This window comes from Streptomyces aureus, from assembly GCF_001418135.1.
GTDB lineage: Bacteria > Actinomycetota > Actinomycetes > Streptomycetales > Streptomycetaceae > Streptomyces > Streptomyces aureus_A.
Map to the genome: position 1 here is coordinate 1 of NZ_LIPQ01000461.1, position 10,083 is coordinate 10,083.

Below are 10,083 nucleotides of genomic sequence, written 5' to 3' on the forward strand. Positions count from 1 at the left end.
GGCGGGGACTCGTCGCGGACGCCGAGGTGGATCTCCAGGCGGGGCGGGGCGGCGGACCCGGACCGCTCGTTGAAGACCCGCTGGAGGCAGGCGGCGAGGGGGCGTGCGCTCTCGCAGCCCCGGAGCGCCTCGGAGTCGGCCTGGGTCATCGGGTCGTACTCGGCGGTGGGCTCCGCGCACCGGGCGGGCCGGCGGTCGGTGTCGACGAGGGGGATGCCGAGCTCGTCCGGCCGGGCTGTCGGCTCGGCGCCCGCGGCCGTGAGGCAGGCCGCGTACGCGACGGAGGCGCGGTAGCGGGCGAGGGCGTTCGTGGTCTGCTTCACGGCCGTACGGGGCAGCTGCCCCTCGGGGAAGCGCAGGACGGGGCGCGGGTCGACGAGGACGGGCGGCTGGCCGGTCAGCGCGCGGGGTTCGCGGCCCGCGAGGGCGTCGGAGTCGGCGAGGAGCACGTCGGTCTCGGTGGCGACCCGGATGCGCTGGCCGGTGTCCTGCGCCAGTTCGGCGACGGTCGGGGAGAGCCCTTCCCACGTTCCATGTGCGAAGCCGTACGCGCGGAGTTCGGTGGTGATCCGCGAGACCTCCTGCCGGCCGGCCGTCACGGTCTCCTGGACCTGGCGGTTGGCCTGCCGCAGCGTCAGCCAGGCGGTGGCCGCGGTGGCGGCCAGCGCGACCAGCATGAGCAGGGCGAATGCCCGGAACCGGAAGCTCATCGGGTCCCACCCTCCGGGACCTGTGGGGCACGTGGGCGCAACGGGACTCCTCGGGTCGGCGGCGGGATTCGCCAAACTACGGGATGTGGTGGGGTGAACGGGCGTCGACGGAGTGAGGGAAGGGCGGGCCCGGCCATTCCGATTCCGTTCTGGCGAATTCCCGCTCGCGAATTTTCGGACGCTTGGCAAGCGGTTTCGGTCAGTCGTTGCCGGAATGCTTTCTTCACTTCGGGGTGGCCTACGAGGGTACTTACGCCGCTCGGGTCCTTACGGGCTCGGCGGTCGTCGCTTTCGCCAGGTGCCTCTCGGGGCTGCGTGAGCGGCGCAGGCATAACGACACCATTGGGGGTTCTAATGAAGCGTCGAATTGCAGCGCTCCTTCCCGTCGTCGCGATGGCCGCGGTGGCCATTCCGATGACCACCGCCGCTCCGTCCTACGCGGCCGCCGCCTGCGGCACGACGGTCGCCGACAAGGACGGCAGCACGTGGAACAAGACGGCTGACGGGGCCAACCAGCGCAGCGGCTCCAGCACGGGGTGCGGTATCAACGGCATCGCGTACAGCAGCCACCTGCTCGACTACCACTGCTACACCCGGATCGGGAGCACCTCCGAGACGTGGACCTTCGTGCGCAACGACGCGACGGGCGTCAGCGGCTGGATCCGTGACGACCTGCTCAGCGACGGCGGCAGCCTGGTCTACTGCGGCTTCTAGTCCGTAGCAGCGAGAACGACGGTCGGGGGCGGTCTCTCATCGGGGGCCGCCCCCGACGCGTACGCCCGCCGCGGCTCAGGTGCCCGCCGGAGCCTCCGTCGGGGACAGGCGGCTCGCGCGGCTCACGTGCCCGCCGGAGCCTCCGTCGGGGACAGGCGGCTCGCGCGGCTCACGTGCCCGCCAGAGCCTCCGTCGGGGACAGGCGGCTCGCGCGGACCGCCGGGTACAGGCCCGCGAGCACGCCGATGCCGAGCGTGCAGGCGACGCCCGCCGCGCTCGCCCACACCGGGACGACCGTCGGCCACTCGCGGCTGGTGGCGTAGCCGGCCGTGATCAGGGTGCCGAGGACCGTTCCGCCGAGGCCTCCGATCAGTGACAGCAGCAGTGACTCCGTGACGAACTGGGTGCGGATCTGGCCCCGGGTGGCGCCCAGTGCCCGGCGCAGACCGATCTCCGGGCGGCGTTCAAGGACCGAGATGACCATGGTGTTGCCGACGCCGACCCCGCCGACGAGGAGCGCCACGCCGCCGAGGCCGAGCAGCAGTCCGGTCAGCGCCGACTCGGTGGCCTCGCGGGCGGCGAGGGCGTCGGAGGGCCGGGATATCTGGACCTCGCCCGGCTTCGCCGGGTGCGCGGTGGCCGGCAGGACCGCCCGTACCGAGGCGATCCGGCTGTCCGCGGCCCGTACGTAGACCGTCGACGGATGGCCGTCGAAGCGGAGGTACGTCCGGGCCGCCGGCCAGCCCACCAGGGCGGCGCCGTCGATCTCCGGCGCGAGCGGGACCGGGTCGAGGACGCCGATCAGCGAGAACCAGCGCCCGCCGAGCCAGACCCGGGTGCCGGGGGTGTACAGGTCGAGCCGTTGCGCGGCGGTGGCGCCGAGCACGACCGCCGGGTACTTCTCCGTCGCCGCGTCCAGCCACCGGCCCTTGCGGACCTGGCCCCCGACGGCCGGCAGCAGGTCGGAGCCGGCCGCGAGGACGGCGAGGGAGCCGGTGCGGCCCGCCGCGATCCGTTCGTTGCGGTAGACGTTCGCGCCGGTCGCGCCGGTGGCGGCGACCTGCTGGACCGGCGGTATGCGGCGGATCATCGCCACGGACTCGGCGGGGAGGCGGGCCTTGTCGCCGGCGACGGTCTCACCGGGGGCGACCCGCAGCAGGTTCGTACCGAGGGCGTCGAGCCTGCGGTCCACCTCGGCCTGCCCGGAGCCGGAGATGCCGACCACAGCGATCATCGCGGCGACGCCGATGGCGATGCCGAGGGCGGAGAGGAAGACCCGGAGGGGACGGGTGCGCAGGCCGGTACCGCCGAGCCGTACGACATCGGCGGGGCCGAGCCGGGCGGCGCGGAGCCCGGGGCGGGAAGAGATCGTCATCGAGGGGCCCCGATCGTCGTCGTCCGGGCCGTGTCGGCGACCACGCGGCCGTCGCGCATCTCGATGCGGCGCGGCAGTTCGGCGGCGATCTCGCGGTCGTGGGTGATGACGACGACGGTGGTGCCGGCCGCGTTCAGCTCGCGCAGCAGGGTGAGGACGGCCGCGCCGGACACCGAGTCCAGGTTGCCGGTCGGTTCGTCGGCGAGCAGCACCGACGGCTCCCCGACGACCGCACGCGCCACCGCGACGCGCTGGCGCTCGCCGCCGGAGAGCTGGTGCGGCAGGTGGTGGACGCGGTGGCTGAGGCCGACCCGGTCCAGGGCGGCGGCCGCCTTGGCGCGGCGGCGGCGCAGCGGGACACCGGCGTACAGCAGGCCGTCGGCGACCGAGTCGAGGACCGGGACGCCGACCGCGAGGTGGAACTGCTGGAAGACGAAGCCGATCCGGGTCGCCCGCAGCGCGGACACCTCCCGGTCGGTCAGCTTCGCCACATCGTGGCCGTCGACGAGGACCCTTCCCGAGGTGGGGCGGTCGAGACTGCCCATCAGATTGAGCATGCTGGACTTGCCGGAGCCCGACGGGCCGACGATCGCGGTCAGTTCGCCACGCGTGATGCGCAGGCTGACGTCCCGGACCGCCGCCACCCCGCCGGGATAGGTCTTGGAGACCGCGTCGAACTCCACGACCGCGTCGACGTCGCCGGCCGCGTCGGCATCCGCGGCCGTGTCGTACCGCCCCAACGCCCCGTGCCGCCGGTTTTCGTCGAACTCCCGTTCCGTCCAGGCTCCTTCGGGCGCACCGTCGCCGTCGCTCACTCCGGGATCCTCACCTTCATGCCCTCGCGCACGGCGCTGCCGCTCACTTCCACCCTGCCGTCGGCGAAGAGACCGGTCTTCACGGCGACGAACCGGCCGTCCGGGGTCTCGAGGCCGTGCCCGCCCTCGGCGAGCGCGACGAGCGCGGCGACCGGGACGGTCAGGACGTCCTTGACCTCCCGCCCCACGTACTCGACCGTCACCGGCCCGCTCTCCAGCCGGCCCACCGCCTTCTGGTCCTTGATGGCGACGGTCACCGGAATCGTGGCGGCCGCGCCGCCCTGGCCGGAGCCGCCCTCGCCACCGCCGCCGGGCGCGGTGGCCTGCTTGCCGATGGCGGTCACCTCGCCCTTGACCGGGGTGCCGTCGGGCAGCCCGATGCTGACGGCGGCGCCGCGTACGGCCCAGGCGGCGTCCGCCGCGGAGGCGTTGACGACGACCTTCCGGGACGAGCCGGTGTACGTGAGGGTGTTCTCGCCGACGGCCGCGCCGAGCCGGACGCCGGGCTGCCCGATCCGGACCCGGCCGGGCGAGTAGATGACGTCCCCGACGGCGACGACGCCGGTCTGCGGTATCCCCAGGGACTTCTGCCAGCGCTTGACCGCTGCCTCGGTGCCGGAGGTGAACCTCTCGTCCACGGTGAATCCGGTGTGGCCGAGTGCGGCGAGGTTGGTCTCGAACTGCATGACGTCCATGCCGCGCAGCTCGCGCGGGGCGCGGGAGGTGTTCCCTCCGGCTCCGGCGCCCCCCGGCGCCGGAGTACCGGAGGGAGTCGGGGCCGTCCGTCCGGCCCCGCCCTTGGCCCGGTCCTCCCCGGAGGAGCCGGAAGAGCCGGAAGAGTCAGGGGAGCCGGAGGAGTCGGGCGAGCCGGGCGGGTCGGCCTCCGAGCCGCCCGCCCCGTCCTCCTGGGCCGTCAGCCCGAGCGGGCGGTACATCGGCAGGGTCCCGTACAGCAGGGTGACCGGCCGGTCGTCGACCCGGAGCAGTTCACCGCCCCGCTCGACGAACGCGCCAGGCTCGGGCAGCCAGGTCACCGTGCCGGTCGCCTTGACCGGCAGCGGGAGTTCGGCGCCGTAGCCCAACTGACCGTCCACCGAAGTGCGTTCGGTGAGAGTGGCGCGGGTCACCGGGACCGTCGAGCCCGACCGGGGCGGCGCGGCCGGCCCCTCCTCCGGGCCGCCGCCGAGGCCGAGCGCGCCGACCGCGGCCACCGCCGCGACGACGACCACGGCCGAGACGACCAGCGCCGTACGCCTTCTCCGCCGGCCGCGCGGCGGCCGCGACGCGGGGTCCGCCGTGCCGTCCGGCGTCCTCCCCGCCCCCGCCGCCCCCTCGTGGTGCGTCACCGTCTCGGTCATCGTCAGCCCTTGGCCGTGGGCCGGTCGGTCGGGTTGCCGCTGATCGGCGCGCAGACGCGGGTCGCGCGCTGGGCGCCGGCCGAGCTCTGGTCCCACGGGGAGACGCCGGAGTTGTCGTTCTCCGGGTAGCCGTCGGGGCCCGGGTCCGGGTAGTCGGGGGCGCCGTTCTTCTGCATGCAGGCGGCGTAGTCGCGGGCGGCCTTGATCTGCTCGGCGGTGAGCTTGGGCCGGGGGTTGACGAGCTCTTCGAGGCCCTCGGGCATGGGCGGGTTGACGGACTCGCACTTCTTGGTCGCCGTCTCGAACTTCGGGTTCTTCTTCATGTTCCGTGCGGCGTCGCCGTCGCCGAAGTCGATCTGGCCCTTGTCGTCCGGGTCGTTCATCTCGATCCCGTTCTCGCGCATGCACTTCACCCAGGCGCGCTTGCCCTCGACGTACGTGGCGAGCACGTCCTTGCCGCCCTCCCCGCCGCCGCTCTCCCCGCCGCCGGTCGCCCCCGCCGACGCGGCCGAGTCGCCGCCGGCCGCCGGGACCTTCGGGGCGTCGTCGGTGCCGCAGCCGGTCAGCGCCAGCGCCACGACCGACGCCGCCGCCGCCGCGAGCAGTACCCGGTTCGTCCTCATCGGCTCTCCCGCTCCTCATCTCGGGCCCGGCCGCGAGTGCGTCGCCGGGCAGGCCGACCGTAAGGGGGAGGTGATGAAGAACTTTTGAAGAACCTGTCAGTCGATCATGCGCCCGGTGTCACGGGTTCTCCCGCAGCCGACGGTCGAGCGCCATCGACAGTTCCGCCTCCACCACGCTCTTCGCGAGCGGACGCAGCCGCCACAGGTCGTCCTCGGCCGCGTGGGTGCGCAGCAGGTCGGTGAAGAGCTCGGCGAGGGCGTCGGCGTGCTCGCGGACACGGGCGCCGGCCTTGAGGACCTCGGCGAGCGGGACGCCCTCGCGGACGAGTGCGGCGGAGACGTCGAGCAGCCGGCGGCTGATGTGGATGATCTCCTCGCCGTCGGTGACGAGGTAGCCGAGGTCCAGGGCGGCGGCGAGGTTCTCCGGGGTGACCTCGCCGGCGAAGTGGTCGGCGAGTTCCTCGGGGGTGAGGCGGACCGGCTCCTCCTCGCTGGGGGCGCCGAGGGCCAGCACCTCGCGGACGTTGCGGCCGCTCTCGAAAGCGGTCGTGAGGTCGGCGATGCCGTTGAGGGTGTGGCCGCGCTCCAGGAGGGCGGCGATCGTGCGCAGCCGGGCCAGGTGGTGCTCGTCGTACCAGGCGATCCGGCCCTCGCGGCGGGGCGGTGGGATCAGACCGCGCTCACGGTAGAAGCGCAGGGTGCGCACGGTGATGCCGGCGGCGGCCGCCAGCTCCTCCATGCGGTACTCGCGTACGCCCTCGGGCTCGCGTACGCCCTCGGGCTCGGGTGCGTCCGCGGGCTCGGGTGCGTCCCCGGGCTCGGCTACGTCCTCGGGCTCGGGCGTGACCTGGTGCGGGCTCCGGTCCGTGCCGGCCCGCCGGTCCTCGCGTGCGCCCTCGTGTGTCACCGTGCCGGGTCCTGATCCTTCGCCTGTCCCTTTGCCTGATCCTTCAGCCACGGACGCCAGCCTATGTTGTACCGCCGGTAACTTTCCCTCGTCCGACCCCTACCGCTCGGTATGGAGCTGCTCTACAGTCCCGACTGTGCCAGTGATTGCTGGCGTGATTGGCCGGGCACGCGGGAGGCGGCATGGCGAAGCACGAGCAGGTACGTGTGGCGGTGATCGGATCGGGATTCGGTGGCCTCGGCGCCGCCGTCCGGCTGCGCCGCGAGGGGATCACCGACTTCGTGGTCCTGGAGCGGGCCGACTCCGTGGGCGGCACGTGGCGGGACAACAGCTACCCCGGCTGCGCCTGCGACGTCCCCTCCCACCTCTACTCCTTCTCCTTCGCGCCCAACCCCGACTGGCCGCGGACCTTCTCCGGACAGCGCCACATCCGCGCGTACCTGGAGCACGTCACCGACACCTTCGGCATCCGCCCCCACCTGCGACTGAACCACGAGGTCGTACGGATGGAGTGGGACGCCGATGCGCTCCGCTGGGAGATCGAGACCAGCGAGGGCTCCTTCAGCGCCGAGGTCGTCGTCTCCGCCACCGGACCGCTCTCCGACCCCAAGATCCCGGACATCCCCGGTATCGCCGACTTCCCCGGCAAGGTCTTCCACTCGGCCCGCTGGGACCACGACTACGACCTCACCGGCAAGCGCGTCGCCATGATCGGCACCGGCGCCTCCGCCATCCAGATCGTGCCCGCGATCCAGCCGCGGGTCGGGAAGCTGACCCTCTTCCAGCGCACGCCCCCGTGGGTCATGCGCCGCATGGACCGGGCCATCAGCGGCCCCGAGCGCTGGCTCCACCGCGCCCTGCCCGTCACCGGCACCCTGCGCCGCGGGCTCCTCTGGGGCATCCGCGAACTCCAGGTCGGCGCCTTCACCAAGCACCCGAACGAGCTCGGGCTGATCGAGAAGCTCGCCAAGGCCAACATCGCCAAGGCCGTCAAGGACCCGGTCCTGCGGGCCAAGCTGACCCCCTCGTACCGCATCGGCTGCAAGCGCATCCTGCTCTCCAGCACCTACTACCCGGCGATCGCGCAGCCCAACGTCGACGTCGTCGCCTCCGGACTGCGCGAGGTCCGCGGCTCGACCGTGGTCGCCGCCGACGGCACCGAGACCGAGGTCGACGCGATCATCTTCGGCACCGGCTTCCACGTCACCGACATGCCGATCGCCGAGCGCGTCGTCGGCGCCGAGGGGAAGACGCTCGCCGAGACCTGGAAGGGCGGCATGGAGGCGCTGCGCGGCGCCACCGCCGCCGGATTCCCCAACTTCATGACCGTCATCGGGCCCAACACCGGCCTCGGGAACTCCTCGATGATCCTGATGATCGAGTCCCAGCTGAACTACATGGCCGACTACCTGCGCCAGCTGGCTCTGCTCACCTCCTCCGGGCAGGGCGGGCGCGCCGCCCTCGCCGTCCGGCCCTCCGCCGTCGGCGCCTGGAACCGCAAGGTGCAGGCCCGGATGGAGCGGACGGTCTGGAAGGCGGGCGGCTGCGAGAGCTGGTACCTCGACGCCAACGGGCGCAACACCACGCTGTGGCCGGGCACGACCGGCGAGTTCCGGCGCGAGACCCGGCAGGTCGACCTCTCCGAGTACGAGGTCGTCCGCGCGCCGAAGCCGGTGAAGCCCGCCGAGTCCGGCACGGCCGGGGCCCGCGGTGCCTCCCGCAGGAAGGAGGCCGCCAAGTGAGCCGGCACCTGACCTCGCTGACCTCGTCCCGCGAACTCACCGCCGTCTCCGCCGACGGCGCCCGGATCCACGTCGAGGTGTACGGCCCCGAAGGGGCGCCCGTCGTCGTCCTCGCCCACGGCTGGACCTGCTCGATCGCCTTCTGGGCCGAGCAGATACGGGCCCTCGCCGCCGACCACCGGGTCGTCGCCTACGACCAGCGCGGCCACGGCCGGTCCCCGGCTCCCGCCGGGCCCTCCGGATACGCCACCCGGGCGCTCGCCGACGACCTCGAAGCGGTCCTCGCGAGCACCCTCGCCCCCGGCGAGAAGGCCGTCCTCGCCGGTCACTCGATGGGCGGCATGACCCTGATGGCCGCGGCCGACCGGCCGGGCTTCCGGGAGCACGCGGCGGCCGTGCTGCTCTGCTCCACCGGGCCCTCGCGGCTCACCGCCGAGGCCACCGTCGTCCCGGGCAGGCCGAGCGAGCGGCGCACCCGGCTGACCCGGGGCGTCCTGGGCGCGAAGGCACCGCTCGGGCCCGTCAACGCCGTCTCGAAGAAGATCCTCAAGTACGCGACGATGGGCCCCGGTTCGGCGCCCGAGCGGGTCGACGCCTGCGCCCGGATCGTGCACGCCTGCCCGCGCGGGGCCCGTGTCGGCTGGTCCAGGGTCCTCTCCGAGCTCGACCTCGAAGCGGGCCTGCGGGCGCTCGACCTGCCCGTCGCGGTCGTCGTCGGCACCGCCGACCGGCTCACTCCGCCCGTCCACTCCCGCGCCATGGCCGAGGCCCTTCCGCGGTGCGTGGGGCTGGACGAACTGGCGGGTATGGGGCATATGACACCGGTGGAGGCCCCCGAGGCCGTCACCGCGCGGATCCGCGAACTGACCGACACGTACCTGGAAGTGAAGGAGAAGGCATGAGCCGGGTGAGCCTGGAAGGACAGGTCGCGGTCGTCACCGGGGGCGCCCGCGGCGTCGGGGAGCTCCTCGCCCGCAAGCTGTCCGCGCGCGGCGCGAGGATCGCGCTCGTCGGCCTGGAGCCGGAGCAGCTCAAGGAGGTCGCCGGGCGGCTGCACACCGAGGCCGACTGGTGGCACGCCGACGTCACCGACCACGAGGCGATGACCGAGGTCGCGGCCGAGGTGAAGGAACGCTTCGGGAAGGTCGACATCGTCGTCGCCAACGCCGGTGTCGCGGCGGGCGGTCCCTTCGTGGAGTCCGACCCGGCCGCCTGGCGGCGGGTCATCGAGGTCAACCTGATCGGCGGCGCGGTGACGGGACGGGCGTTCCTGCCGGTCCTCATGGAGTCGCGGGGGTACTTCCTCCAGATCGCCTCGCTCGCCGCGCTGACCCCCGCCCCGATGATGACGGCGTACTGCGCGTCGAAGTCGGGCGTCGAGGCCTTCGCGCACAGCCTGCGCGCCGAGGTCGCGTACAAGGGGGTGAAGGTCGGCGTCGGCTACCTCTCCTGGACCGACACGGACATGGTGCGGGGCGCCGACGAGGACTCCGTGATGCGGGAGTTGCGCCAGCGGCTGCCGTGGCCGGCGAACCGCACGTACCCCCTCGGCCCGGCCGTCGACCGGATCGTCGCGGGCATCGAGCGGCGCTCCCCGCACGTCTACGCACAGTGGTGGCTGCGCGGGATGCAGTCGGTCCGCGGCTACCTGCCGGGGATGATCGCGACCGTCGGGCAGCGCGAGATGAGGCGCTTCGAGCCGCGCCTCGGCTCGGTCTCCAAGGGGCTGGTGGGCGCGGGCGGTGCCGCCGACGAGGAGGCGCGGACGGGCGGTCCGGCGGCGCGCTGACGGGGTCGCGGCCGCGCGGCGGCGGGGTGCCCGCCGCGCGGTAGCTGTCC

Annotated in this window: 9 protein-coding genes and 1 pseudogene; 4 read left to right on the forward strand and 6 right to left on the reverse strand. The window is 73.6% G+C overall.

The annotated features are described in order from the left end of the window. A pseudogene (locus AOK00_RS30740) lies at window positions 1-710 on the reverse strand (two-component sensor histidine kinase); the annotation flags it as partial. Window positions 711-1,064: 354 nt separating this feature from the next. Here AOK00_RS30740 and AOK00_RS30745 point away from each other — a divergent pair. Beyond that, window positions 1,065-1,424, forward strand: a complete 360-nt coding sequence (locus tag AOK00_RS30745) for a hypothetical protein (RefSeq protein ID WP_055603483.1) — start codon at window positions 1,065-1,067, stop codon at window positions 1,422-1,424. Window positions 1,425-1,593: 169 nt separating this feature from the next. Here AOK00_RS30745 and AOK00_RS30750 read toward each other — a convergent pair whose 3' ends face one another. From AOK00_RS30750 to AOK00_RS30770, 5 genes are all read right to left on the reverse strand, one after another. Next, window positions 1,594-2,799, reverse strand: a complete 1,206-nt coding sequence (locus AOK00_RS30750; protein WP_107097499.1) for an ABC transporter permease — start codon at window positions 2,797-2,799, stop codon at window positions 1,594-1,596. Then, the gene (locus AOK00_RS30755) at window positions 2,796-3,539 is read right to left on the reverse strand and encodes an ABC transporter ATP-binding protein (RefSeq protein ID WP_055603489.1); all 744 of its coding nucleotides are present in this window, start codon (window positions 3,537-3,539) and stop codon (window positions 2,796-2,798) included. The genes AOK00_RS30750 and AOK00_RS30755 overlap by 4 nt, the downstream gene beginning before the upstream one ends. Before the next feature lie 71 nt (window positions 3,540-3,610). Then, window positions 3,611-4,972 carry a peptidoglycan-binding domain-containing protein gene (locus AOK00_RS30760; protein ID WP_079042289.1) on the reverse strand — a complete coding sequence of 454 codons (1,362 nt, stop codon included), beginning with the start codon at window positions 4,970-4,972 and terminating at the stop codon, window positions 3,611-3,613. A gap of 2 nt (window positions 4,973-4,974) precedes the next feature. Then, window positions 4,975-5,595 carry a hypothetical protein gene (locus AOK00_RS30765; RefSeq protein WP_055603484.1) on the reverse strand — a complete coding sequence of 207 codons (621 nt, stop codon included), beginning with the start codon at window positions 5,593-5,595 and terminating at the stop codon, window positions 4,975-4,977. 118 nt (window positions 5,596-5,713) lie between these two features. Then, window positions 5,714-6,334 carry a MerR family transcriptional regulator gene (locus tag AOK00_RS30770; protein WP_055603490.1) on the reverse strand — a complete coding sequence of 207 codons (621 nt, stop codon included), beginning with the start codon at window positions 6,332-6,334 and terminating at the stop codon, window positions 5,714-5,716. Window positions 6,335-6,684: 350 nt separating this feature from the next. On the opposite strand from AOK00_RS30770, the gene AOK00_RS30775 reads away from it, so the two are divergent. From AOK00_RS30775 to AOK00_RS30785, 3 genes are read left to right on the forward strand one after another with little or no spacing between them, the layout of a single operon-like run. After that, window positions 6,685-8,244, forward strand: coding sequence for a flavin-containing monooxygenase (locus tag AOK00_RS30775; RefSeq protein WP_055603485.1), 1,560 nt, complete (start codon window positions 6,685-6,687; stop codon window positions 8,242-8,244). Next, window positions 8,241-9,146, forward strand: coding sequence for an alpha/beta fold hydrolase (locus AOK00_RS30780; protein ID WP_055603486.1), 906 nt, complete (start codon window positions 8,241-8,243; stop codon window positions 9,144-9,146). The genes AOK00_RS30775 and AOK00_RS30780 overlap by 4 nt, the downstream gene beginning before the upstream one ends. Then, window positions 9,143-10,033, forward strand: a complete 891-nt coding sequence (locus tag AOK00_RS30785; RefSeq protein WP_055603487.1) for an SDR family oxidoreductase — start codon at window positions 9,143-9,145, stop codon at window positions 10,031-10,033. Before AOK00_RS30780 ends, AOK00_RS30785 begins: the two co-directional genes overlap by 4 nt. Window positions 10,034-10,083 lie beyond the last annotated feature (50 nt).

What these genes read in the sequence shown, in the direction of transcription:
- AOK00_RS30770 (WP_055603490.1), bottom strand. Translation starts at nt 6,334, where the DNA reads ATGGAGGAGCTGGCGGCCGCCGCCGGCATCACCGTGCGCACCCTGCGC.
- AOK00_RS30750 (WP_107097499.1), bottom strand. Translation starts at nt 2,799, where the DNA reads ATGACGATCTCTTCCCGCCCCGGGCTCCGCGCCGCCCGGCTCGGCCCC.
- AOK00_RS30785 (WP_055603487.1), top strand. Translation starts at nt 9,143, where the DNA reads ATGAGCCGGGTGAGCCTGGAAGGACAGGTCGCGGTCGTCACCGGGGGC.
- AOK00_RS30745 (WP_055603483.1), top strand. Translation starts at nt 1,065, where the DNA reads ATGAAGCGTCGAATTGCAGCGCTCCTTCCCGTCGTCGCGATGGCCGCG.
- AOK00_RS30765 (WP_055603484.1), bottom strand. Translation starts at nt 5,595, where the DNA reads ATGAGGACGAACCGGGTACTGCTCGCGGCGGCGGCGGCGTCGGTCGTG.
- AOK00_RS30760 (WP_079042289.1), bottom strand. Translation starts at nt 4,972, where the DNA reads ATGACCGAGACGGTGACGCACCACGAGGGGGCGGCGGGGGCGGGGAGG.
- AOK00_RS30775 (WP_055603485.1), top strand. Translation starts at nt 6,685, where the DNA reads ATGGCGAAGCACGAGCAGGTACGTGTGGCGGTGATCGGATCGGGATTC.